The 22,977-nt window shown below is 68.3% G+C and carries 21 protein-coding genes; 2 read left to right on the top strand and 19 right to left on the bottom strand.

Annotation, left to right across the window (positions count from 1 at the left end):
- Positions 1–5: 5 nt before the first annotated feature.
- The 8 genes from BEI_RS05690 to BEI_RS05655 all read right to left on the bottom strand — a co-directional run bounded on the left by BEI_RS05690 (position 6) and on the right by BEI_RS05655 (position 9,209).
- A complete protein-coding gene (locus BEI_RS05690) occupies positions 6–1,298 on the bottom strand; it encodes an NAD(P)/FAD-dependent oxidoreductase (protein WP_097788599.1) in 1,293 nt (430 codons plus the stop codon).
- 167 nt (positions 1,299–1,465) lie between these two features.
- Positions 1,466–2,833, bottom strand: a complete 1,368-nt coding sequence (locus BEI_RS05685; protein WP_097788598.1) for a glutamine synthetase family protein — start codon at positions 2,831–2,833, stop codon at positions 1,466–1,468.
- 54 nt (positions 2,834–2,887) lie between these two features.
- Positions 2,888–3,952, bottom strand: a complete 1,065-nt coding sequence (locus BEI_RS05680; RefSeq protein ID WP_097788597.1) for an ABC transporter substrate-binding protein — start codon at positions 3,950–3,952, stop codon at positions 2,888–2,890.
- 41 nt (positions 3,953–3,993) lie between these two features.
- Entirely contained in the window at positions 3,994–4,791 is a 798-nt protein-coding gene (locus tag BEI_RS05675) for an ABC transporter permease (RefSeq protein WP_097788596.1), read from the bottom strand.
- On the bottom strand, positions 4,788–5,711 hold the full coding sequence (locus BEI_RS05670; protein WP_097788595.1) for an ABC transporter permease: 924 nt from the start codon (positions 5,709–5,711) through the stop codon (positions 4,788–4,790). The genes BEI_RS05675 and BEI_RS05670 overlap by 4 nt, the downstream gene beginning before the upstream one ends.
- Positions 5,712–5,721: 10 nt before the next feature.
- Entirely contained in the window at positions 5,722–6,852 is a 1,131-nt protein-coding gene (locus tag BEI_RS05665) for an ABC transporter ATP-binding protein (RefSeq protein WP_097788594.1), read from the bottom strand.
- A gap of 32 nt (positions 6,853–6,884) precedes the next feature.
- The gene (locus BEI_RS05660) at positions 6,885–8,174 is read right to left on the bottom strand and encodes an NAD(P)/FAD-dependent oxidoreductase (RefSeq protein WP_097788593.1); all 1,290 of its coding nucleotides are present in this window, start codon (positions 8,172–8,174) and stop codon (positions 6,885–6,887) included.
- A 501-nt stretch (positions 8,175–8,675) separates the two neighbouring features.
- Positions 8,676–9,209 (bottom strand): ester cyclase, encoded by a 534-nt coding sequence (locus tag BEI_RS05655; protein WP_097788592.1) that lies wholly within the window; start codon positions 9,207–9,209, stop codon positions 8,676–8,678.
- 198 nt (positions 9,210–9,407) lie between these two features.
- Here BEI_RS05655 and BEI_RS05650 point away from each other — a divergent pair, with 198 nt between their 5' ends.
- Complete coding sequence (locus BEI_RS05650) at positions 9,408–10,259, top strand: helix-turn-helix domain-containing protein (RefSeq protein WP_193765164.1); 852 nt, start codon at positions 9,408–9,410, stop codon at positions 10,257–10,259.
- Positions 10,260–10,284: 25 nt separating this feature from the next.
- Here BEI_RS05650 and BEI_RS05645 read toward each other — a convergent pair whose 3' ends face one another.
- The 5 genes from BEI_RS05645 to tdh form a co-directional block, all read right to left on the bottom strand.
- Positions 10,285–11,283, bottom strand: coding sequence for a nuclear transport factor 2 family protein (locus tag BEI_RS05645; RefSeq protein WP_097788591.1), 999 nt, complete (start codon positions 11,281–11,283; stop codon positions 10,285–10,287).
- 217 nt (positions 11,284–11,500) lie between these two features.
- Entirely contained in the window at positions 11,501–12,310 is an 810-nt protein-coding gene (dkgB, locus tag BEI_RS05640; RefSeq protein WP_097788590.1) for a 2,5-didehydrogluconate reductase DkgB, read from the bottom strand.
- Between the two features lie 85 nt (positions 12,311–12,395).
- The gene (locus tag BEI_RS05635) at positions 12,396–13,403 is read right to left on the bottom strand and encodes an ester cyclase (protein WP_193765163.1); all 1,008 of its coding nucleotides are present in this window, start codon (positions 13,401–13,403) and stop codon (positions 12,396–12,398) included.
- A 304-nt stretch (positions 13,404–13,707) separates the two neighbouring features.
- Positions 13,708–14,901, bottom strand: coding sequence for a glycine C-acetyltransferase (locus tag BEI_RS05630; RefSeq protein WP_097788588.1), 1,194 nt, complete (start codon positions 14,899–14,901; stop codon positions 13,708–13,710).
- 149 nt (positions 14,902–15,050) lie between these two features.
- Positions 15,051–16,076: an L-threonine 3-dehydrogenase gene (tdh, locus tag BEI_RS05625; protein WP_097788587.1), complete on the bottom strand. Its 1,026-nt coding sequence runs from the start codon at positions 16,074–16,076 to the stop codon at positions 15,051–15,053.
- A gap of 145 nt (positions 16,077–16,221) precedes the next feature.
- Here tdh and BEI_RS05620 point away from each other — a divergent pair, with 145 nt between their 5' ends.
- Entirely contained in the window at positions 16,222–16,803 is a 582-nt protein-coding gene (locus BEI_RS05620; protein ID WP_227644595.1) for a helix-turn-helix domain-containing protein, read from the top strand.
- Here the strand turns inward: BEI_RS05620 and BEI_RS05615 are convergent.
- From BEI_RS05615 to BEI_RS05590, 6 genes are all read right to left on the bottom strand, one after another.
- The gene (locus tag BEI_RS05615; RefSeq protein ID WP_097788586.1) at positions 16,794–17,810 is read right to left on the bottom strand and encodes a nuclear transport factor 2 family protein; all 1,017 of its coding nucleotides are present in this window, start codon (positions 17,808–17,810) and stop codon (positions 16,794–16,796) included. The genes BEI_RS05620 and BEI_RS05615 overlap by 10 nt on opposite strands.
- A 113-nt stretch (positions 17,811–17,923) precedes the next feature.
- Positions 17,924–19,000, bottom strand: coding sequence for a porin (locus BEI_RS05610; RefSeq protein ID WP_193765162.1), 1,077 nt, complete (start codon positions 18,998–19,000; stop codon positions 17,924–17,926).
- Positions 19,001–19,179: 179 nt separating this feature from the next.
- Positions 19,180–19,881: an RraA family protein gene (locus BEI_RS05605; RefSeq protein ID WP_097788584.1), complete on the bottom strand. Its 702-nt coding sequence runs from the start codon at positions 19,879–19,881 to the stop codon at positions 19,180–19,182.
- Complete coding sequence (locus tag BEI_RS05600; RefSeq protein ID WP_097788583.1) at positions 19,878–20,615, bottom strand: alpha/beta fold hydrolase; 738 nt, start codon at positions 20,613–20,615, stop codon at positions 19,878–19,880. Before BEI_RS05600 ends, BEI_RS05605 begins: the two co-directional genes overlap by 4 nt.
- A 17-nt stretch (positions 20,616–20,632) precedes the next feature.
- Positions 20,633–21,646, bottom strand: a complete 1,014-nt coding sequence (locus BEI_RS05595; protein WP_097788582.1) for a cupin domain-containing protein — start codon at positions 21,644–21,646, stop codon at positions 20,633–20,635.
- Positions 21,647–21,790: 144 nt separating this feature from the next.
- Complete coding sequence (locus BEI_RS05590) at positions 21,791–22,846, bottom strand: ester cyclase (RefSeq protein WP_227644593.1); 1,056 nt, start codon at positions 22,844–22,846, stop codon at positions 21,791–21,793.
- Between the last annotated feature and the right edge of the window lie 131 nt (positions 22,847–22,977).

Below are 22,977 nucleotides of genomic sequence, written 5' to 3'. Positions count from 1 at the left end.
GCCGCTCAGATCCCCAGCCGGTCGCGGGTCTCGTAGTACCAGGCGCCCAGCGCCGAGAGCGGCACCCGCAGCATCCGCCCCCCGGGGAACGGCAGGTGCGGCAGGCCGGCGAAGGCGTCGAAGCGCGCCTCACGGCCGGCCATGGCCTCGGCGATCAGCCGTCCCGCCAGGTGGGTGCAGGTCACGCCGTGACCGGAGTAGCCCTGGGCGTAGTAGACGTTGTCGTTGAGCACCCCGAACTGGGGCAGCCGGTTGAGCGTCATCAGGAAGGTGCCGCTCCAGGCGTAGTCGACCCGCACGTCCGCCAGGCCCGGGAAGGTCTTCTCCATCTTGGGCCGGATCACCGCCTCGATGTCGGCCGGGTCCTGGCCGCCGTAGTTGACCCCGCCCCCGTAGAGCAGCCGGTTGTCGGCGGTGAGGCGGTAATAGTCCAGCAGGTAGTTGCAGTCCTCCACCGCCAGGCCGCCCGGCAACAGCGCCCGGGCGCGCTCGGCCTCCAGCGGCTCGGTGGTGATGATCTGGGTGCCGCAGGGCATGGACTTGCCCTCCAGCGCCGGCAGGATGCCCTGATGGTAGGCGTTGCCGGCCATCACCACCCGCTCGGCATGGACCCGCCCGCGGGGCGTGGTGAGGCGCACCGGCTGGCCGTGCTCGAGGGCCGTGACCGGGGTCTGCTCGTGGATGATCCCGCCCAGGGACTCCACGGCCGCAGCCTGCCCCAGCACCAGGTTGAGCGGATGCAGGTGCCCCCCCGAATGGTCCACCAGGGCCCCCACGTAACGCTCGGAGGCGACCTCGCGCTTGACCGCCTCCCCCTCCAGCAGCTCCAGGTCCCGATGGCCGTAGCGCTCCCACAGCGCCTTGTGCTCGACCAGCCCCTTCAGCTGCCTGGCGTTGCAGGCGGCGAAGAGATTGCCGTCGCGCAGGTCGCACTCGATGCCGTAGCGTTCGATGCGCTCGCGGATGATGCGATTCCCCTCGAAGGCCATGTCGCCCAGGGCACGCGCCGTCTCGTCGCCGTACTTGGCCTCGATGACGTCCATGTCCCGGCTGTAGCTGTTGACGATCTGGCCGCCGTTGCGCCCCGAGGCACCGAAGCCCACCCGGGCGGCCTCCAGCACGACGACCCTGTGCCCCTGCTCGGCCAGGTGCAGGGCGGCGGAAATGCCGGTGAACCCCGCCCCCACCACGCAGACGTCACACTGGATCTCCCCTTCCAGGGGCGGTCGGGAGGGCGCCGGGTTGGCGGTGGCCGCGTACCAGGACCCGACATGTTCCGTTTCGTTCGAGACGCTCATGAGGCCTCCGTAGTGGTTATTTTATTTAACACCATGTGCCCAATGATACGGTGACTTCCGGGAAAATTCCAAGCCAAAAGACATGCTTTTCTTTCCACATGTTCGGCTCTTCAATGAAAAGGGCGCCGGCATGGCCGGCGCCCTCGAAGAGCGGATCGGGGGATCCCCTAGACCCGCAGCAGCAGGTGCTCGCGCTCCCAGGAGCTGATCACCTGGAAGTACTCCCGGTGCTCGGCCCGCTTGACCGCCAGGTAGCTGTTGGTGAACCGCTCGCCGAGGATGTCGGCCAGGGGCTTGCACTCCCGCAGCAGGTCCAGGGCCGGCCCGATGTCGTCGGGCAGCCGGTGGCCGCTGTCCCAGGCCGAGCCCACCATGGGCGGGCGTGGCTCCAGCTGGCCGAGCATGCCCAGGTAGCCGCAGGCCAGCGAGGCCGCCATCACCAGGTAGGGATTGGCGTCGGCCCCGGCCAGGCGGTTCTCCACCCGGGTCGCCTCGGGGGGCGAGACCGGCACCCGCAGGCCCACGGTGCGGTTGTCGGTCCCCCACTCCACGTTGATCGGTGCCGAGCCGCTGGTCTCGGTGCGCATCAGGCGCCGATAGGAGTTGACGTTGGGCGCGAGCAGCGGCATGGCGGCCGGCAGGTAGCGCTGCAGTCCGCCGATGAACTGCTGGAAGAGTCGGCTGGGCTGGTCGTCCTCGCCGGCGAAGAGGTTGTTGCCCTCCTCGGCGTCCACCAGGCTCTGGTGGATGTGCATCGAGCTGCCCGGCTCCCCCGCCATCGGCTTGGCCATGAAGGTGGCGTACATGCCGTGGCGCAGCGCCGTCTCGCGCAGGGTGCGCTTGAACATCACCACCTGGTCGGCCAGCTTGAGCGGGTCGCCGTGCTGGAAGTTGACCTCCATCTGGCCCGCCCCTTCCTCATGGATCAGGGTGTCCAGGTCCAGGTTCATGGCCTCGCAGTAGTCGTACATCTCCTCGAACAGCGGGTCGAACTCGTTGACGGCGTCGATGGAGAAGGACTGCCGGCTGCTCTCCTGGCGGCCGGTGCGGCCGATGGGCGGCTCCAGGGGATAGTCGGAATCGGTGTTGGTCTTGACCAGGAAGAACTCGACCTCGGGCGCCACCACCGGCTTCCAGCCCCGGGCCTCGTAGAGCGACAACACCCGCTTGAGCACGTGTCGCGGGGCCAGCTCCACCGGCTCGCCGGTCAGGTAGTGGCAATCGTGGATGATCTGGGCGGTGGGATCCTCGGCCCAGGGCACCAGGTAGATGGCACTGGGATCCGGCACCAGCTCCATGTCCCGCTCGGCGGGGTTCCAGAAGTGAATGTCCTCGTCATCGGGATAGCCGCCGGTGACGGTCTGGATGAAGATCGAGTCCGGCAGCCGCGGGCGCCCTCCGCCCAGGTACTTGTTGGCGGGCATGATCTTGCCCTTGAGGATGCCGGTGAGGTCGGTGACCAGGCACTCGACCTCGGTGATGCCGCGGGTCTGGAACCAGTCGTGGAAGAGCGGCTGCTCCTGGCGGTTACTCATGGGGATATCCTTGCTCTGGGGATGGGGCCCCGGCGACGGCCGGGGCCCGTCGTCTCACCGCGCCTGTACCTCGGACCACAGCTGCTGGAAGGTCTGCAGCTGGTCGCCCTCGAGGCTCGGCGTGAAGCGCAGCCGCTCCATGTCCGCGTCGCTGGGCTGGATCGGTGGCTGGGTCAGCACCTCGTCGAGGTGAGGCTCGGCCGCGGCGTTGGGGCTGGCGTAGTAGTTGTAGTTGGAGAGCTGGGCGCCGATTTCGGCGTCGAGAATGAAGTCGATGAACTTGTGGGCCAGGTCCGGGTTAGGGGCCTCGGCGGGGATCATCATGGCATCGACCCACATCTCGGCCCCCTCGTCGGGGATCATGTACTCCAGGTTGGCGAAGGACTCGGGGTTCTCGTCCTTGTAGAAGAAGAAGTCGCCGTTGTAGGAAAGGCCGGCGTGGATCACGCCCCGAGCCAGCTGCTGCAAGGCCGGGGTGCCGTCGGAGAAGCCGCTGAAGGTGCCGCGGTTCTTGGTCTCGATCAGCAGCCGGGCCGCCTCGCGCCAGGCGTCCATGCCGGTGCAGTCGTAGCCGTGCCCCAGGTAGGCGCAGGCCCCGCCCATGCTGACCTGGCCGTCGCCCATCAGGGCGAAGGGATGGCTCGGGTTGACCTCGGGGTCGAACAGCAGCGACCAGCTCTTGGGCGCCTCCGGGAAGGTCTCGGCGTTGTAGATGATGCCGGTGGTGCCCCACTGGTAGGGCGCGCTGTAGCGACCGCCGGGATCGTAGGACGGGTCCTGGAACTGGGCCATGACGTTGTCGAGGTTGTCGAGCTTGTCGCGGTCGAGTTCCTGCACCAGGCCGGTCTTGATCAGCCGCGGGATGTAGTAGTTGGACGGCACGATGATGTCGTACTGGGAGACGCCGCCGGCATTGAGCTTGGCGAACATCTCGGGCAGCGAGTTGAAGTAGTTCTGCACCACCTCGACGTCGTATTCCGCCTCGAAGGCCTCGATGATGGCCGGGTCCATGTACTCCGTCCAGTTGAAGAGGTACAGCTTGTCCTCCGCAGCCTGGGCGTGGCCGGCGAGCGCGAGCCCGCCGAGCGAAATGGCCATGGCGATCTTGTTGAACTTCATGGATGGCTCTCCTCGTATCCCCTCGGGATGGTGGTGCCGGCTCAGGTCAGCCGACGGCGACTGAACGCAAGACTGATGGCGGCGGCGACGGCCACGGCGGCGATCATCAGCGCGGCGATGGCGTTGATCTCCGGCGAGACTCCCTTCTTGATGGCGCCCCAGATGTAGATCGGCAGGGTCGCGCTCTCCGGTCCTGCGGTGAAGAAGCTGATGACGAAGTCATCGATGGACAGGGTAAAGGAGAGGAAGAAGGCGGAAATCAACGCGGGCTTGATGGTGGGCAGCATGAAGTGGACCACCCGCTTGACCGGCGTCGCATAGAGATCCTTGGCGGCCTCGAACAGCGTCGGGTCCAGGCCCACGAAGCGCGAGTAGACGATCAGCGCCACGAAGGGGATCTGGAAGGTCACGTGGGCGATGATCATGGTGCCGAGTCCGGGCTGCAGCAGGCCGGTCAGGTCATGGATCTGCACGAAGAAGGCCATCTCCGAGATGCCGAAGACGATGTCCGGCAGCACGATCGGCAGGTAGATCAGCACGATCAGCCAGCCGAGCTTGCGGTGTCGGTGGCGATACATGCCGTAGCCGATCAGACAGCCGATCACCAGGGCCAGCACCGAGGAGGTGATGGCCAGGATCATGCTGTTGGCGAAGGCCGAGAGGATCTCCTCGTTGCCCATCAGGCGCTCGTACCAGCGCCAGGAGAAACCGGTGAAACTGGCCGCGCTGTTGGAGGCGTTGAAGGAGAACAGCACCACCACCGCCAGGGGCAGGTAGAGGAAGGCCAGGGTCAGCCACCAGAAGGCCGTCAGGCCACGATGCAGGGTGCGCTTTCTCATATCACCACCTCCTCGCCGCCACCCAGGCGCTTGCCGATGCGACGCATGGCGAACAGCCCCACGAAGGTGGCGATCAGCATCAGGATCGCGCCGGCCGCGCCCAGCGGCCAGTTGGCGCCGCCGGAGAACTGCGTGGCCACCAGGTTGCCGAGCATCATGCCCTTGCCCCCGCCGAGCAGCTCGGGGATGACGTACATGCCGAAGGCCGGGATGGCCACCAGCACGATGCCCGCCAGCAGGCCGGGCAGGGTCTGGGGGAAGACCGCGTGCCAGAAGGCCCGGGCCGGGCTGGCGTAGAGGTCCTGGGCGGCCTCCACCTGGGCGGTGTCGAGCTTCTCGAAGGCCGCATAGAGCGGCAGCACCATGAAGGGCAGGAAGTTGTAGACCAGGCCCAGGGTGACCGCGAAGTTGGAGGGATAGAGGCCCATGTTGGGGGCGATCAGGCCCAGGCTCTCGGCCAGGCCGGACAGCGGGGTGCCCGGGGCCAGCAGGTTCATCCAGCCGAAGGTGCGGATGACCTGGTTGGTCCAGGACGGCACCACCACCAGCAGCAGCATGATCGGCCGCCACTTCTCGCGACAGGTGGTGATGTAGTAGGCGATGGGATAGGCCACCAGTACCACCAGGCCGGTGGAGATCAGGGTCTGCCACAGCGAGCGCAGCAGGGTATAGAGGTTGCCCGGGCTCCAGCCCAGGAAGCCGAAGCCGGCCAGGCGCTTGAAGGACTCCAGCGACAGCGGCATCTCCGGCAGGCCATAGGGCCCGTTGGTCATGAAGGCCACGCCCATCAGGTAGGCGCTGGGCAGTACCAGGAAGACCACGATCCAGGCGGTGCCCGGGGCCACGGTGAACAGCAGGTGCCGCGCCTCCCGGACCATGGCCCGGCTGCGGGCGGGGGGAATCACGCCGGAATAGGACATCTGCGCCTCCTCACTCGCTCAGGGTGACCAGGTCTTCCGGCGCCACCACCACGGTGACCCGGTCGCCCACGTCGGGCAGGTGCCGTCCGCGGTTGTTGATCGTGGCCTGCAGGCTGGCATCGCCGATCTCCAGGCGGAACTCGGCGTGACTGCCGCGATAGAGCCGTTCGGCCACCCTTGCCTGGAGGTGGTTGGGGCCCTCGACCTCGCCGGGCAGCACGTCCAGGGTCTCCGGGCGGATCAGCAGCAGCTCGCCCTCCCCGGCCTCCTCGGCGGTCAGCGTGCCCAGGGCGGTGGTCAGGCGATCCCCCTGGCGGGCGCTGATCGCATAGAGGTTGTCGTGGCCCATGAAGCGCGCCACGAAGGCGTTGACCGGGCGCTCGTAGACCTCCCGCGGCGCGCCGACCTGCTGGATGTTGCCGCCGTTGAGCACGGCGATGCGGTCGGACATGACCATGGCCTCCTGCTGGTCGTGGGTGACGAACACGAAGGTCATGCCGAGGCGCTTCTGCACCCGCAGCAGCTCCACCTGGAGCTGACTTCTCAGGCCGGCGTCCAGCGCCGAGAGCGGCTCGTCGAGCAGCAGCACGTCAGGCTCGCAGACCAGGGCCCGGGCCAGGGCGATGCGCTGGCGCTGGCCGCCGGAGAGCTGGTCGACGCGCCGCTCGACCAGGTCGCCGAGCTGGATGAAGCCGGCGATCTCGTCGACCTTGGCGTCGCGCTCGGTGGCCGGCACGCCGCGCATCTTGAGGCCGAAGGCCAGGTTCTCGCGCACCGAAAGGTGCGGGAAGAGCGCATAGGACTGGAAGACGGTGTTGACGCTGCGGCGGTGCGGCGGCACCTCGGTGACGTTCTTTCCGCCCACCACCAGCGAGCCGTCGTCGGGCTCCTCGAGGCCGGCGAGGATGCGCAGCAGCGTGGTCTTGCCGCAGCCGGACGGCCCCAGCAGGGTGAAGAACTCGCCGGCCCGGATGTCCAGGTCGACGCCGTCGAGCGCCACGGTGTCGCGGCCGAAGCGCTTGTGCAGTCCCTGCATCTCGATGGAAGAGGCCTTGCGGCCCGCCGCCTCCCGCGGCGTCTCCTCGGCGGCCGGGGTGGCCCCGGGCCGGTCGGCGATATCCGCCGTGATGGTCTCGCTCATGAGGGTGCCCTCTTCGGTGATCGCGGCCTCGCTCAGAGCCGGTCGCGCAGTTTGTAGAAATGGGTGGCCAGGACCAGCAGCGGCTTGCGCAGGGCGCGACCGCCGGGGAACTGGCGATGCGGCATCGCCGCGAAGACATCGAAACGCTCGTTCTGGCCGGCGATGGCCTCGGCCAGCAGCTTGCCGGCGAGTCCCGCCAGCGCCATGCCATGGCCGGAATAGCCCTGGGCATAGAAGAGGTTGTCGCCGAGTCGGCCGAAATCGGGGGCCCGGTTGAGGGTGATGGCCACGTCGCCTCCCCAGCGGTACTCGATCGGCAGGCCGGCCAGCACCGGGAAGAGCCGGGCGATCTTGGCGTCCATGCGTTCCTGGAGGCGGGGCGGCTCCCGACCATCGTAGCTGACCTCGCCGCCGTAGATGAGGCGGCGATCCGCCGAGAGGCGATAGTAATCGAGCACGAAGTTGGCGTCGGACAGGGCGTCGTTGCGGGGCAGGACCCGGGCGGCCTGCTCCTCGGACATCGGGGCGGTGGCGATCATGTAGTTGGCGGCGCGCATGATGCGGCCGTCGAGTTCCGGCACCAGGCCGGCGTGATAGGCGTTGGTCGCCAGCACCAGGAAATCGGCGCTCACCCGGCCGCCGTCGGTGGTGACGGTCGCCGGCTTGCCCCGGCGGATCTCGCGGGCGGGGGTGCGAGGCAGCAGGCGGACGCCGGCCCGCTGGGCGGCCCGGGCCAGGCCCAGGGTATAGTTGAGGGGGTGGAGGTGGCCGCCTTCCCGGTCGTAGAGCGCCGCCGGGTAGGCATCGGTGACCACGTGCTCGCGCAGGGCATCGCCTTCCAGCCAGTCGAGGGCGTCATAGCCGTAGTCTCGCGCCAGCTGCTCGCGGAAGGCCTCCAGCTCGCGCACGTGGCGGGGTTTCACTGCCGCGTGGAGATAGCCCCAGGCCAGCTCGCAGGGAATCGCGTGTCGCTCGACCAGCTCGGCGGTGAGGCGCACCGCCTCGCGGCTCATCTCCCAGACCTCGCGGGCTCGCGCCCGACCCAGGACCCGCTCGACGGTGGTGATGTCGGTGCCCAGCCCCGGCAGGATCTGGCCGCCGCTGCGGCCCGAGGCCCCGTGGCCGATGTCCTCTGCCTCGAGCAGCACCACCGAATAGCCCCGCTCGGCGAGATGCAGGGCCGCCGAGCAGCCGGTGACCCCGCCCCCGATCACGCAGACGTCGGCACGCAGGTCCCCCTCCAGGGGGGCACAGGGCTCGAGCTCGACGCCGATGGAGGCGCGGTACCAGGAGGCCGGGCGATCCGTGGCGGAAGTAGCCATATGTCGCGTCCCGTTATTGTTGTTGAATACTTTAACCGCAAGCCATGAACATGAAGCCGCACCCCACGCCATCGACTCGTTCACCCCTAGTCTGACACCAGGGTGCGATATGCTGTCAAGTATTCAACACTATTTCGACAGGCGAAAAAATCAAGTCATTTATTTTCAACAACTTAACAAAAAATCTTGGTATTTTGCGTCAAGTATAAGCTGTCGAAAGGAGCCTACTGGAGCCGATCTTGCGCGGCCTCGATGCTATCGGCACCCGGCGCCATAACGTTGAATATCCCACAACCCCGGCGGCACCGCGGTAAGGAACACCGGGTGCAGGGCCTTGATGGCAATGGAAAAATCCCCTCAGAGCGATTCTCGGGGCTCGGGGAAGACTCGGCAAGGGCCGTCGACGCCGTCGCAGCAAGCAAGGCAGGAGGGAAGGAAAAGGCGCCGCCCGTCAGGCGGCGCGGGGGCATCAGAGACGGGGCGGAGTGGCCTGGCGAGCGCTCACGACCGGTCGCCATGGCGCAAGGGGGCCGATTCGGCATCGTGGACCTCCCAGCCGTGCCCGTCGAAGGGATCCACCCCCAGCTGCTGCATCACGGAAGGGAAATCGACCATGACCCAGTTGTCGACGATCTTGCCGTCCACAACCTTCCAGAAGTCCATGTAACGGATCACCACCCGCTTGCCGGTCGGGGCGATCCCCATGAAGGGGCCGGAGTGGGTGGCTTCCTGGCGGCCGAAGGCGGCACACCACTCGCCCTGCACGAGGCGGGCCTCGTCGATGCACACCTTGTCGGAGAAGGCTTCCTGGAAGGGCCGCTGCCAATTGTCCTGGAACTCCTCGAGCCCCTGCTTGAAGCCGCAGCCGGCATTGCCCATCCAGCGAAAGGACTCGCTGAAGAAGCGTCCCATGCCGTCGATGTCATGGTCGTTGAGGCCATCCACCATGGCGTCGATGGTGTCGAGGGTCTGCTGGGTCTTGCTGAGGTCGTTGTGCTGCGTGAGGACAGCCTGTTGCGGTCGTTCGCCTGCCATGGAGTCACCTGCTCGGTCGGAAGTGAAATGCGACGCCGTCAGCCTAGCGAGGCCCACCCTCGGGTCGCCATGTCCCGATGCCCCGACTTCATGTGTTTTTGCACCGCCTCGGGCTCGCACCCTGATACCCTGTCACGACCGAGCCGCATGACCGCCCCCCCATGGGGGGGCACATTCCCGACGCAACGAGGTCTCGCCGTGGCACTTTCCCAGGAGTGGTCCCCCACCCTCGCCGACGCCCTGAGCCATCGTATCGACTGGTCCGCCCATCACAGCAGTCACTGCGTGGACACCGGCTGGCGGGTGCTGCCCCACTGGGTGGTGCTGCACGTGGTGCACGGGGCCTATCACTGCACGCTGCTCGAGGAGGGGCGGCAACGGTCTGTCAGCGCGGCGCCGGGAGAGGTCCTGCTGGTACCGGCCGGCGCCCGGCATGCCCTGACCTTCGACACCGGCACGACGGCCGACGGGCTGCATATCCACTTCAGCCTGCATCATGCCATGGATGTGTTTTCCTGCTATGCGGTGCCAAGCGTCATCGCCGGCGAGGCCAGTGGGGTTGCTCAAGCCACTGAGGTGCTCACCGCGACCCTGGCCCGGCGAGACGGCACCACCCTGAGGGGCCTGGCGGCGCGACAAGCCGCCGCCTACCGCTTCCTCGATCGGGTGCTCGCGGTGTCACCGGAATTGCCGGAAAGGCAGCGGCGCCTCACCGCCCTCGAGCGCCTGGAAGGCGCCCTCGCGCTGATCGATGAGCGTCTCGACCAAACGCCGAGAGTCGAGGAACTCGCCGAGCGCTGCGCGCTGTCGCGCAACCGCTTCGGCGAGCTGTTCAAGGCGACCCTGGGCCAGACGCCCAAGCAGTATCTCGACCAGCAGCGCCTACGCCGCGCCATGTCGCTGCTGGTCCATAGCGACCGTTCCATCGCCGAGATCGCCGACGGCCTGGGATTCTGCGACCCCTTCCACTTCAGCAAGCGCTTCAAGGCCCTCACCGGCGAGAGTCCCAGCGACTACCGCCGCCAGATCCGCCGGACCCTGCTACGCTGATGTCGATCCACCGGTCGCCCTGCCCTCAGGCGCCCCGATCGGTGTCCCGGACGGCCTCGTAGGCGAGGAGCTGCTTCCAGACCGCCACCTCGTCGACGCTGATCCACTCCTGGGTGACCCGGCCATCGACCATATGGGCGTGGGACAGGCCCATGATGTAGACCGGCGCCCCGGCCGGCGCGCCGAAGTGGCCCCAGCCGGTGTGGGTGGCGCGAATCATCCAGCGCATGGCGAGGCGCACCGGCTGGCCCGGATCGCGGTTGACGATCAGGTGCTCGACCCGGAAGTCGGCGTCGGGGAAGGACGCCAGGTAGCCGAGGCAGAAGCGGTCGATATCGCCGTGGCCGTTGATGCCGTCGCCGCCGGGAATATTGAGCGTGGCCCCCGGGTGGTACAGCTCGAAGACCCCCGCCACCTCCTTGTCCGCCCAGATTCGCCGCCAGCCTTCGGCATAGCGCCGGGCCTCGTCACTGTCGTCGAACTGCGCCCGGTAAGGGCCGGGCACATCGGTCTCGGGGCTGAAGTAGCGGACCTCGCCGAACTGGCGCAGGTCGTTCTCCACCTGACGCCGAGCGAGCTCCCGGGGCTCGATGTCCAGACAGCGGGCGAAGGCGGCCTGATCGCGCACCAGCCACTCCTCGCGGACCTGGTTCTCGCGCACCACGCAGTCGGCGATGATCCGCGAGCGCACCACCTTGCCGGTGGCCTCGCCGTAGGCGCCGCTGCCGGTGTGGCGCATCACCGAGATCAGCCGATGGGAGGAGAAGTAGCCGCGCTCATCATCGCCGGTCCAGACCACGTCCTCCCCAACCAACTGCCGGTCCGGAAATTCGTGCAGGGTCTGCAGGGTGGCGGCCGTCACGCCGGTGTTGTCGGTGATGATCCCGCTCGGGGCGCGCACCAGCACATCGTCGGCGTAGTAGCGCTTGAGCTTGGGGCCGACTCCGCGATCCTCCCAGATCTCGCGGGTGATGCCATAGATATAGTCGGGGAAGTCCTTGAAGTGGTCGTCGAAGCCTCTCATGGGCCGTCTCCTGGGGGGTTCATGGCTCGGCCATGGCAAAAGCCAGGGCCCGTCGATGGCATGGCCGTCGGCTGCCCCGCGGCCACCCTGCTGTCCGCCTCGTTGCACGGCTTCACGGGTGCCGTGCCGAGGGGAGTTTCCGTGTCGGCGGCGCTCGCCGAAGGGGGCGTTCCCGCACCGCGTCACTGGCGCCCGCCGCGACGGGACCACCGGGGACTCAGTCCCAGTCGATTCCGAAGTCGGGATCGGCGAGGCGCTCGCCACGATCCAGCGCGGCGATGCGGCGCAGGTCCTCCTCGCCGAGGGTCAGCTCGAAGGCGGCCAGGTTGGCGCGGATATGCGCGTCCCGGGTGGACGAGGGAAAGGTGACGATGCCCCGGGCCTTGAGCCAGGCCAGGGCGACCTGGGCGGGACCGACCCCATGCGCGGCGGCGATGCGGGACAGGGTCTCGTCCCGCATGACCTTGCCCACGGCCAGCGGCATGTAGGCGCTGACCACGATGCCGTGCGCCCGGCACTTGTCGATCAGCGCGCGATTCTGCAGGAAGGGGTGAACCTCCACCTGGTTGGTCAGCAGGGCGCCCTCGCCGAGGATGTCCAGGGCTCGGTCCAGGTGCGCCCGGGTGAAGTTGGATACCCCGATATGGCGTGTCAGGCCTGCCCGCTGCACCGCCTGAAGGGCCGGCAGGTAGTCGGCCATCGCCACCTGGTCGTGGGGCGAGGGCCAGTGGATCAGCAGCAGGTCCAGGTAGTCGGTCCCCAGCCTCGCCAGGCTCTCCTCGACGCTGCGCTCGAGATCGCCCGGCACCAGCCGGTCGTGCCAGACCTTGGTGGTCAGGAAGACCTCCTCCCGGGGAACCGCGCTCTCCGCGAGCGCCTGGCCGACCTCGGTCTCGTTGCCGTAGACCTGGGCGGTGTCGATGTGGCGGTAGCCGGCCTCGAGGGCGGTCCGCAGGCTCTGGCGCAGGGTGTCGCCGTTCAGGCGGTAGGTGCCGAAACCGGGGTTCGGGATCGTCGTCTCGGGCATGGTGGCGTCCTCGTGTCGGGTGGAAGGGGCAAGGTCACATCGCGGCGCGGCATCGAGCGTCACGGGCGGCTGCGCGACCCGCGCCTCACAGCGAGGTCACCGGATGCCCGGTCAGGTGTCGCAGCCGCGCGAGGAGGTCGTTGCCCATCTGGGCCGCCATCCCGAGCACGTCCATGGGCAGCCAGTTCTCGGCGATCCGGTCGCCGTCGAGACGGTAGAAGTCCATCACCGGCACCGAGATCCGCCTGCCGGTCGCCGGCATGCCCATGTAGGTGTCGCGGTGCGTGCCCATCACGTTGCCGCCCGTCACGGCATAGTCGCCGTCGCTGATGCGGATGAAATGCCCCTCGGCGATGCGATCGGGAAAGGCCTTCAGGAACGGGATCTGGTGGTGGGCGCGAAAGCCCTGCAGCCCGCGGGTCATGCCGATGCCGGCAGCGGCGTAGTACATGAAGTTGTCGGTCCAGTACTGCCCGTGGGGCATCGAGTCGAGCGACTTTCCATCGAAGGAAAGCAGCGCCCGATGCATGGCGAAGATGGTTTCCAGCGCGGACGCCCCCGGCCTCGGCGGCTCGTCGGTCAGGCGCACGCCATCCAGGCTGGCGGGGCCCGGCCAGGTCCCCTCGGTGCCCAGGCTGGGCGGCAGCGGCCAGACGCCCGCCTGGCGCATGAGATCCAGCAGGTCGATCATCACTCGGCTGTGGCGAATCTTGCCGCCGTCCAGCCAGTGCGCTTCCGCATAGCGCAGGTGCACGACCCCGCCGGTGGCGGGAATGCCGAGGTAATCGGCGGCGAAGGTGGCCTGGTAATGTCCCAGGGCAGCCACCAGGTGCGGTGCCCGCCAGCCCGGCTTGCGCGGGTCATCGTGATTGTCGCCGCCGACGAAGATCAGGTCGCGCCGCTCCATGTCGGGAAAGGCGCCCCTCAACGCTCGCCAGAATCGGGAGATCGCGCCGACGCCCTCGAGCGTTCCGATGGGGTGCATCCCCTGCCAGCGGGCATCGGGATGATAGGCATGCGCCGGCTCCCGGCCCTCGGCCAGGCCGTGCAGGAGCGCGTGGAGTGACGCCTTGCTTGTCGTGTTGCCGTTCACGATCCATTGTCCTTGTTGTTGTTCTCGAGCCTGTCCCGGCCGCTCGTCCTCGCCGGCTGACAGCCTCCTCGACGGCGTGCCGGGGCGGGGCCGCGCCTGGTCACGCTGGGGAAGCGTCAGCTTGGCACGAAATGTATACGTATGCAAAACACGACCCTGGTCGTGACGGGCGGCCATCAGTCATGCGGGGAACGGGTGGAGGCGGTCATGACAGGGCTCGCCGCCCCCGGAGGGCGCCGGGGCGACGAGTCGTTGCGATATCGCCGGAGCGATCGGCGAGAGAAGCGCGGGGCGCCGGGAGCGCTCAGTCCAGTCCCAGGCGCGCCTTCACCCGAGCGAAGGCCGCCAGGGCGCTTTCCAGGTCGTCACGGGTCAGGGCCGCCGACATCTGGGTGCGGATGCGGGCCTTGCCCTGGGGCACCACCGGGTAGGAGAAGGCGATCACGTAGACGCCTTCGGCCAGCATCTCCTCGGCGAACCGGGCCGCCAGGGCGGCATCGTGCAGCATCACCGGCACGATGGGGTGCTCGCCGGGCAGCAGCTCGAAGCCGAGATCCTCCAGCCCCTGGCGGAAGAAGGCGGTGTTCGCCTCGAGGCGGTCGCGCAGCTCGCTGGACTCGGCGGCGAGCTCCAGGGCCTTGAGGGCGCCGGCGACCACCGGCGGCGCCACGGTATTGGAGAACAGGTAGGGCCGCGAACGCTGGCGCAGCAGCTCGACGATCTCCCGGCGGGCGCTGGTGTAACCGCCGCTGGCCCCGCCCAGCGCCTTGCCCAGGGTGCCGGTGAGGATGTCCACCCGCCCCATGCAGTCCCGGTATTCGTGGGTGCCGCGACCGCCCTGCCCCAGGAAGCCGGTGGCGTGGCAGTCGTCGACATGCACCAAGGCGCCGTAGCGCTCGGCCAGGTCGCAGATCTCGTCCAGCCGGGCGATGTAGCCGTCCATCGAGAAGACACCGTCGGTGGTGATCAGCTTGAAGCGCGCGCCCGCGGCGTCCGCGGCCTGGAGCTGGGCCTCCAGGTCGGCCATGTCGCTGTTGCGGTAGCGGTAGCGCCTGGCCTTGCACAGCCGCACCCCGTCGATGATGCTCGCATGGTTGAGCTCGTCGGAGATCACCGCGTCCTCGGGCCCCAGCAGGGTCTCGAACAGCCCGCCGTTGGCGTCGAAGCAGGAGGGATAGAGGATGGTGTCCTCGGTACCGAGAAACTCGCTGAGCTTCGCCTCGAGGGTCTTGTGCAGGGTCTGGGTGCCGCAGATGAAGCGCACCGAGGCCAGGCCGTAGCCCCACTCCTCCAGGCCGGCCATGGCGGCCGCCTTGACCTCGGGATGCTGGGCGAGCCCCAGGTAGTTGTTGGCGCACAGGTTCAGCATCTCGCCGTCGTTCGCCACCCCCACATGGGCGCCCTGGGCCGTGGCCAGCTCGCGCTCGCGCTTGGTCAGGCCGGCCGCCTCGATGGCCGCGAGCTCGTCGCGCAGGTGCTGTCGAAAATCGCCGTACATGATGTCGTATCCTTCTCGTTCCGTCGGTCCACCCTCAGGCGGAGCGGTTTCCAGACTCGATGAGCGCCGGGACAAGCCGGCGCGATGGCCCCGCACGCCGGGGCTTGACGCCGGCATGACTCATCGCTTCCTTCCAGCGAGGACGCCTCTCAATCCCAGTTGAGGATCACCTTGCTGGCCTCGCCGGCCAGCATGGCCTGGAAGCCCTGCTCGAAGTCGGTGTAGGGCAGGCGGTGGGTGATCACCGGGGAGATGTCCATGCCGGACTCCACCATCACCGACATCTTGTACCAGGTCTCGTACATCTCCCGGCCGTAGACGCCTTTGATGGTCAGCATGTTGAAGATCACGGTGTTCCAGTCGATGGCCAGTTCCTCGGTGGGAATGCCGAGCATCGCCACCTTGCCGCCGTGACACATGTTGGCAAGCATGTCCTGGAAGGCGGCGGGGCTGCCGGACATCTCCAGGCCCACGTCGAAGCCTTCGGTCATGCCCAGCGAGCGCTGCACCTCGGCCAGGCTCTCCTCGCGCACGTCGACGGTGCGCGTGGCGCCGAGGGTCCGGGCCATCTCCAGCCGGGCCGGGTTCAGGTCGGTGACCACCACATGGCGGGCGCCGGCATGGCGGCACACGGCGGCGGCCATGGCGCCGATCGGCCCCGCCCCGGTGATCAGCACGTCCTCGCCCAGCACGTCGAACTGCAGGGCGGTGTGCACGGCATTGCCCAGGGGGTCGAACAGCGCCGCCACGTCCAGGTCGATGCCGGGGCGGTGCTCCCAGACGTTGGACATCGGCAGGGCCACGTACTCGGCGAAGGCGCCGGGACGATTGACCCCGATCCCCCGGGTATGGGCGCACAGGTGGCGCCGCCCGGCCAGGCAATTGCGGCAGCGGCCGCAGACCACATGCCCCTCCCCCGAGACGATCTGGCCGGGGTGGAAGTCATTGACGTTGGAGCCCACCTCGACGATCTCGCCGACGAACTCATGGCCGACGACCATCGGCACCGGGATGGTCTGCTGCGCCCAGCTGTCCCAGTTGTAGATGTGCAGGTCGGTGCCGCAGATGGCGGTGCGCTTGACCCGCACCAGCACGTCGTTGATGCCGATCTCCGGCTCTGGCACCTCTTCCAGCCACAGCCCCTGGGCCGCCTCTCGCTTGACTAGCGCCTTCATTCGCGTCTCCTCGACTCCGTGAATGACCCTCATCGCTGGCAATCCCTGCCGGGATGGTTACCATGGAGGAATAAATTCCAGCATAGTGGAACCAATCCTCTATGCAAGAAAAAATTCCACGATCTTGGATTTTGAGGAGGCCAGGGTGACCACGACTCCCCCGACACCCCAGGAGAGCGGCGGCCAGCTGCTCTGCGACCGCGTCATCGAACTGCGCAAGAAGCGCGGCCTGACCCTCGACCAGCTGGCCTCCGCCTGCGGGGTCAGCCGCTCCATGCTCAGCCAGATCGAGCGCGGCCGGGCCAACCCCACCCTGGCGGTGACCCTGCGCATCGCCCAGGCCTTCGGATTGAGCATCGGCGACCTGGTCGACCAGCCCTGGACCGCCTCCAGCATCGAGGTGGTGCGTGGCGACGACGCCACCCACCTGTTCCGCGACGACCGCGAGTGCCGCATTCGCACCCTGTCGCCCCTGCACCTCGAGAAGCACGTCGAGTTCTACGAGCTGCGCATCGCCGCCCACGCCAGCCTGCGCAGCGCCCCCCACTTCGAAGGCACACGGGAATTATTGACCATTACCCAGGGCAGCGCCCGGGTGATCGCCGGCGACAACGAGTGCCACCTGGCCGCGGGCGACTCGGCGCACTATCACGCCGACCAGGAGCACGTCATCGAGAACGAGAGCGACGCGGAGTTGCTGGCCTTTCTGGTGGTGACCTACGAATAGTCGGCGCCCACCAGTCCCGCGGTGCGCTCCAGGATGTCCAGCCCCTGCTGCTTGAGCCAGTAGGGCAGGTCGATGAGTACCCAGTTCTCGGCCAGCTTGTCCCCCTCGCGGCGGTAGATGTCCACCACCCGCATGTCGGCGCGGACATCGCTGCCGGGCAGCCCGAGGAAACCACCCACGGGGGTGTTGGTCAGGTTCGGCCAGCCGAAGAAGCCGGCGAAGTTGCCCTCGGCGAAGCGTGCCACGTGACCATTGAAGACCTTGTCCTTCAGTCCCTGCCGGAAAGGGTACTGATGCTGTTCCTGGTAGCGCGGTATGGTGAAGGTGGTACCGATGCCGGCCGGGCCGTACCAGATCATGTCCTCGTGCCAGCTGCGTGCCAACAGCTCGGGAGGACAGCGATCATCACCGCTGCGGTTCAGGGCGGAGAGGTCCTCCACCATGCGGTTGACCAGCGCCAGGGTTCTTTCTCCTTCCCCGGGGTCCTGAGCCTCGAACAGGAGGCCGTCATGGTCGCGGGGCCCGGGAGGGAGGATACTGGCGCCGGTCTGTGGCGGCAGCGGCTCCAGGCCGGCCTGATGCATGACGCCGATCAGGTCGCAGAAGAAGCCGGAGCGGGTGATGCGCCCGTTCTCGATGCAGTGGAAGTCGGCGTAGCGCAAAAAGGTCATGCGGCCGGTGGCGGGAATGCCGAGCCAGGGACGGTCCCGCAGCCCGGTCAGATAGCCCATGCTGACCACCCAGTCGCTCCCGTCGGCGGCATTGGTGCCGGCGAAGAAGACGTCCTGGCGGCGCCGCACCGTCGACCAGGCGGCGCGGAAGGGACGCCAGAAGGTCTCGGCGACGGCCTCGGCACCCCACTGCTCCTCGAAGGGGTGGACGCCCCGCCAGTGGTAGTCGGCACTCGTATAGGCCGCCAGCACGCCGGCGATGCCATCGGCATCGGCGGCCTCCAGGTCGCGATAGAGGTCGAGGATCAGGGCCTTGTTGGCTTGATGGGAGCTCATGAGGATCTCCTAGCGTGAAAGGAAGATGTCCATGCCCGGCCCCGGGGGCGCCGGACACGGAGTGCCTCTCGCCAATGTACTACGTATGCATAAGGATCGGACAGGTCAACGGCTCAGAAGTAGTAACGGATCCCCAGGGTCCACTCGTCATCGGCATCCTCGTACCCCTGACCGTTCCAGCCATTGCCGTGGTTGTCCTGGTATTCGCTCCAGACCAGGAAACGGTCACGCTCGAAGTGATACTCCAGTCCGTAAATGTAGGTCAGGCGGCGGAATCCTTCGCTGTCCTCGCCGCTGTCGTCGAGCCAGTTGAAGTTGAAGTTGGGCCGCAGACCGTTGGCGAAGTGGTAGTAGGTGAAGGCCTGCACGCCCAGGGCATCGTAGAACTGGCCGTTGTCTGCGATCTCCCAGTCCTGGCTGTAGCCGACGTTGACGGCGGCATGCACGCTGTCGGTACGGTACTTGAGGCCGGCGAGCCATAACCGGGCCTCGTCGCCCTCCTCCACCCCGGCGCTCGGGGTCACCTCATCGTAGGTGTTCTGGTAGTAGGCGATCCCGGCCTCGAGGTTCTCGCCCACCGGCCGGCGCAGGGAGCCACCCATGCCATCGGTCAGATCGGCCTCGATGCCGTGCCCCAGGTTCTCGTCTGCGCGGCGCCCCTGGTACTGCAGACCCAGTTTCCAGTCGCCGAAGGCCTTGCGCCAGGCTACGGCCTGGTCGGCCCGGCCGGCACCGCTCACCTGGCCCCAGTCCCGGTAGTTGTAGACGCCGAAAGCACGGCTGCCGAACTTGCGGCCCATGTCGGTCCACCAGCCCACGTCGTAGATCACACCCCACAGCTTGCCGCCGGTCAGCTTCCCGTAGCGGTCGTGGTCGAGCCCGGCATAGAGCAGACGCTGGGTCACGTGCGGATCGTCGTCGTAGTCGTCCTCGGTGACGTAGAGGCCCCACTCGCCCTCGGCCAGGAAGTCGAGCTCATCGTTGATCGCCTGCTCGACCGCCAGGGACCAGCGGGTCGAGCCGGAGTCCCAGAGGTGGCTGTCGTCCTGGTAGGTGTTGTAGCGCGCCTCGACCCGGCCGTCGAAGGTCAGCGCGGTGTCTGCGTCGCGGTAGAGGTCGAAGGCCTGAGCGGACGACAGGCAGAAGGGGCTGAGCAGACCCAGTGCAAGAGCCGGTACTTTGAAATGCATTATGTGTCCCTTAATTTTTGATTGTGCATGCATCAGTGAGGGAGGAGCCGCAACGGCAAGCCATTGACGGCGATACACCGCCGGGCGGTGCCGCCTCGATGCCTCCCCGACATCGAGACGTGGATGCCGACCAGCTGGCCGGCTGGCGAGCCACCCCCTGAGCGCAAGGGGGGCAGCCCCTAGACGCGACGCTTCTCGAAGGCCTCCCAGGCCTCGAGCAGCTTGTCGAAATCGAAGCCGGGCGCCCGGGCGCTGGCCAGCAGCTCGCGCTCGGCGCCGACGATGCGCTCGATGGCCTCGGGCAGGGCCTGGGCCTCCTCCGGCGTCAGGCGCACCGCGCCGTGGCGGTCGGCATGCAGCAGGTCGCCGGGGGCCACGCGCATCCCGAACACCTCCACCGGCTCGTCCACGGCGGTGACCCGCACATAGGCATGGGAGGGACCGACGCGGCCGCCCAGCACGGTGAAGTCGGGCTCCAGGTCGTCGAGGTCGCGAATCACGCCGTTGGTCAGCACGCCGTTGACGCCGAGGCGCTTGTGCAGGCAGGTGTTGACCTCCCCCCAGTAGGCGCCCACGGCGTCCTCTCCGTCCTCGTCCTCGATCACCATCAGGCTGTCGGCAGGGCTCTCGGCCACGTAGCGGTAGTAGGCGAGGCGCCGCTCGCGAATCACCGCGGCGTCTTCCTCGGGCGGCGTCAGGGCGCGGATCCGGGCGCAGCGGGCATAGCCGACCAACGGCGCGGCCTGGGGATCGGCGGCCACCAGCGGCTGACGGGTGAAGCCCTCGGCGCTGCGCGTGCCACGCACCAGATCCAGGGCATTGGCCACCGTGGGGGTGTCGTAGCGGCGCAGCGTCTCGAGCAGTTCCGGGCTCAGGGTCATGGGTCTCTCCGGGTCGGGGAATTCGGTTCGCGGGCCAGCCAGCGAGCCAGCGCCTCGCTGACCGCCTCTGGCGCCTGCAGGGTGCTGAGGTGGCCGACGCCCTCGAGGATCATCAGTTCGGCATCGGGTATGTGCTCGGCCAGATAGGTGTGGCGCGCCGGCGGGCAGAGCCGGTCGCCATCGCCGCATAGCACCAGGGTCGGCTGGGTGATGTCGCCCAGCGCCGCGCTGCCGTCGGGCCGATCGCGCAGTGCCAGGGCCTGGCGGCGGAAGGTCTCGAGCCCTCCCCGCTCGGCCATGGCCACCACCAGCGCGGCATGCGCCGGATCGCTCGGGGCGCCCTCCGCGGGGTAGAGCGGCGCCAGCACCTCGCGGGCATAGCGGGCCATGCCCATGGCCTCGGCCTCGGCGATGTCGTCGATCCGCTGGGCCTGGCGCGCCAGCGCCTCGGCGAAGGGGTTGGTGTTGAGCAGCGCCAGGCGCGTGACCCGCTCCGGCGCCTGGCGCAGGATGGACAGCGCCAGGATGCCGCCCATGGACAGCCCCGCCAGGTTGAAGCGCGGCCAGGGGATCTGAGCGAGGATGTCCCGGGCCAGGGCATCCAGGTCATCGCAGCTGTCGATCCGCGGCACCAGGATCTCCGCCTGACGGCTCAGGGCCTCGATCTGCGGCGCCCAGAGCCGCTCGTCGCAGAGCGTGCCGGGAATCAACACCAGAGGAAGTCGCTCGGGCATGGTGACGTCTCCCCCGCTCAGGCCGCCAGACGCGGGCCGGCCGGCGCGTCGCCGCCCCGCACCACCACGATTTCGGTGTCGGCGTCGGCGATGACCCGGTGCTCCCAGCCCTGGGGCGAGGTGAAGGTGTCGCCGGTCTCCAGCGTCAGTTCACCGGCCTCGCTGACGACGCGCGCCTGGCCGGACTGCACGAACAGCACCTCCGGCTCCTCGCAGCGATAGTCGGGGGTCGCGGCGCCGGCCGTCAGGCGCAGCACGCGCAGCTGGAAGCCGTGGGGCCACCAGCCGGTGATCGGGCCGGGGCCGACGCCGTCGGCGCCGGCGGCCGGCGCGATCACCGGGCACTCCTCCACGCCCTCGCCGGCCAGCGGCGAGGCGGCGCTCGGCTGCAGGTCCTCATGGCGCACCAGGCACTGGGCCAGGCGCTCCGCGGACGGCGTGACCAGCCGCGCGATCTCGTCGGCGTCCGGCGCGGTCTCGAGCTCGGCGTCCTCGGGCAGGGTGTCGCCCCCCGCCAGGTCCACCAGCTGGCCGTTCTTGAGCAGCACCAGGCCGTGCTCCCGGGCCAGCTCGAAGACGCTGGGCGCCCAGCGCACCCGGCCGGGGTCGTCGCCGCCCAGCACCACCCACAGGAAGCCGGTGCCGGCATCCAGCTTCTCGAAGCCGCGGAACATGTGGATCGGCACGCTCACCACGTCGCCCGGGCCGATGTCGAGGGTGCCGTCCTCGCGCTCGGGCCCGAAGAACAGGCGCCAGCGCCCGGTGTGGACCACGAACACCTCGGCGCCCTCGTGGGAGTGCTGGGAGTTGAGGCAGCCGTCGGGCTGGCGGGCGCCGCCGACGTTGAAGCCGTGGGGCTCGGAGATGTGCACGTGCTGGTCGGCGCTTTCCGCCACGCCGGGCCCGATGATAGTGAAGTTCTCCTTGCGATCCGACCCCGGCGAGCGGGTGTCGACGAAGGCGTTGCGGCAGGGCACCAGGTCGGGGTAGCGCACGCGGCGCTCGGTCAGGGCATCCAGGGTCCAGGTCATGAGGCCTCCTGTGGGGGGTGTTGGGCAATCGGTGCTTGGATGGCGCGGTGCCGGTCGCGGGACGCCGAGGGGCGAGGCTCGCGACCGGCTTCCCGGCCGGTCCGGTGATGACGACACTTGGTGATACGGGAGCCAGGGGGCATGTCAGGCCTCGCCCACGGGGAAGGGAATCTCCCCCACCACGCGGGCCTTGTTGAATTCGCGCAGGCGCGCGAAGACGTCGACGCCCAGCTGGCGATAGACATCCAGCAGATCGACCGTCACCCAGTTCTCCCGGATCCTGCCGTTTTCCAGACGCCAGAAATCCAGCGAGCGCATGGTGATCCGCTGGCCCGCGGGGGCAATGCCCAGCCAGCCGTCGTGGGTCACCGTCTGCATCATGTTGGGCCAGCCGGTGACCGCCGCGTAATCGCCATCGCCGAAGAAGTGATGGGTGATCCCGTCCGGATGCTGGCCCCGGTCGGGCATGGCGCCCAGGAACGGAATCTGGTGCCAGTTGCGGAAGCCGGCGATGCCGCGGCCGGTGCCGATGCCGGCCGGCCCGTACCAGTTCATCCGCTCGTGCCAGAACCTCGGCATCTCCATCACTTCCGGCCCGCCCTGGCTGGGGTAACGGGTCAGGTGGTCGAGCATGTCGACGATATGGTCGCAGGAGGCCTGGGACCGGGCTTCGTCCCGGGGGCCCGGCACCAGGCCGTCAAGCGTCGCCGGCCCGGGGACGCAGAACTCCCGGCCCAGCGACGGCGCCATCGGCCAGGCCTTGGCCTGCATCATGACCTCGGGGATGTCCCAGATCGCCTGGATCTCGACCACCTTGCCCCCTTCGAAGCGGTAGAACTCGTGGTAACGCATGTGCGTCAGGTGGCCGGTCGGCGGGATGTCGAGCCAGGGCTTGACGAAGGTGCCGTAGTAGTGCCCGCCGCAGCCGACCCAGTCGTCGCCCTGTTCGGTGCGCCCGCCCATGACGATCCAGTCGCGGCGCTCCAGGTCCGGCATGGATTCGAGCAGGGGCGCATAACAGGCGTCGTAAAGCGCCTTCGGGCCGGTCAGGTCGCCGAAGGGGTGACACATGTGCACCACCGCGTCCGGGGCGATCAGCGCCTCCAGCGCGGCGGACACGCCCTGCTCGCTGAAGTCGCGCATGGCCTCCCTCATCGGGGCCATCAGCATCTTGTTCCGGGTATGGGTGTCCGTCGTCATTCTGCAACCTCTACCTTGCACATATTCTTGCCGCCGAGCCGGCGGTCGGGGATATCGCCTTGTCCAGCGGTGCCAATGAAACCTTCAATGATGCGGAGAACCGCCCCCGACATGGCCTGGGGGCGTGAACG

The sequence above is a fragment of the Halomonas beimenensis genome (assembly GCF_002549795.1).
Lineage (GTDB): Bacteria > Pseudomonadota > Gammaproteobacteria > Pseudomonadales > Halomonadaceae > Halomonas > Halomonas beimenensis.
The sequence above is the reverse complement of the archived record's forward strand: the minus strand, read 5'-3'. Positions and strand labels throughout refer to the sequence as shown.

Coding starts and splice junctions, on each gene's coding strand:
- BEI_RS05595 (WP_097788582.1), bottom strand. CDS start 21,646: ATGACCTGGACCCTGGATGCCCTGACCGAGCGCCGCGTGCGCTACCCC.
- BEI_RS05630 (WP_097788588.1), bottom strand. CDS start 14,901: ATGTACGGCGATTTTCGACAGCACCTGCGCGACGAGCTCGCGGCCATC.
- BEI_RS05590 (WP_227644593.1), bottom strand. CDS start 22,846: ATGACGACGGACACCCATACCCGGAACAAGATGCTGATGGCCCCGATG.
- BEI_RS05690 (WP_097788599.1), bottom strand. CDS start 1,298: ATGAGCGTCTCGAACGAAACGGAACATGTCGGGTCCTGGTACGCGGCC.
- BEI_RS05685 (WP_097788598.1), bottom strand. CDS start 2,833: ATGAGTAACCGCCAGGAGCAGCCGCTCTTCCACGACTGGTTCCAGACC.
- BEI_RS05680 (WP_097788597.1), bottom strand. CDS start 3,952: ATGAAGTTCAACAAGATCGCCATGGCCATTTCGCTCGGCGGGCTCGCG.
- BEI_RS05615 (WP_097788586.1), bottom strand. CDS start 17,810: ATGAGCTCCCATCAAGCCAACAAGGCCCTGATCCTCGACCTCTATCGC.
- BEI_RS05610 (WP_193765162.1), bottom strand. CDS start 19,000: ATGCATTTCAAAGTACCGGCTCTTGCACTGGGTCTGCTCAGCCCCTTC.
- BEI_RS05675 (WP_097788596.1), bottom strand. CDS start 4,791: ATGAGAAAGCGCACCCTGCATCGTGGCCTGACGGCCTTCTGGTGGCTG.
- BEI_RS05665 (WP_097788594.1), bottom strand. CDS start 6,852: ATGAGCGAGACCATCACGGCGGATATCGCCGACCGGCCCGGGGCCACC.
- BEI_RS05645 (WP_097788591.1), bottom strand. CDS start 11,283: ATGAGAGGCTTCGACGACCACTTCAAGGACTTCCCCGACTATATCTAT.
- dkgB (WP_097788590.1), bottom strand. CDS start 12,310: ATGCCCGAGACGACGATCCCGAACCCCGGTTTCGGCACCTACCGCCTG.
- BEI_RS05660 (WP_097788593.1), bottom strand. CDS start 8,174: ATGGCTACTTCCGCCACGGATCGCCCGGCCTCCTGGTACCGCGCCTCC.
- BEI_RS05655 (WP_097788592.1), bottom strand. CDS start 9,209: ATGGCAGGCGAACGACCGCAACAGGCTGTCCTCACGCAGCACAACGAC.
- BEI_RS05670 (WP_097788595.1), bottom strand. CDS start 5,711: ATGTCCTATTCCGGCGTGATTCCCCCCGCCCGCAGCCGGGCCATGGTC.
- BEI_RS05605 (WP_097788584.1), bottom strand. CDS start 19,881: ATGACCCTGAGCCCGGAACTGCTCGAGACGCTGCGCCGCTACGACACC.
- BEI_RS05600 (WP_097788583.1), bottom strand. CDS start 20,615: ATGCCCGAGCGACTTCCTCTGGTGTTGATTCCCGGCACGCTCTGCGAC.
- tdh (WP_097788587.1), bottom strand. CDS start 16,076: ATGAAGGCGCTAGTCAAGCGAGAGGCGGCCCAGGGGCTGTGGCTGGAA.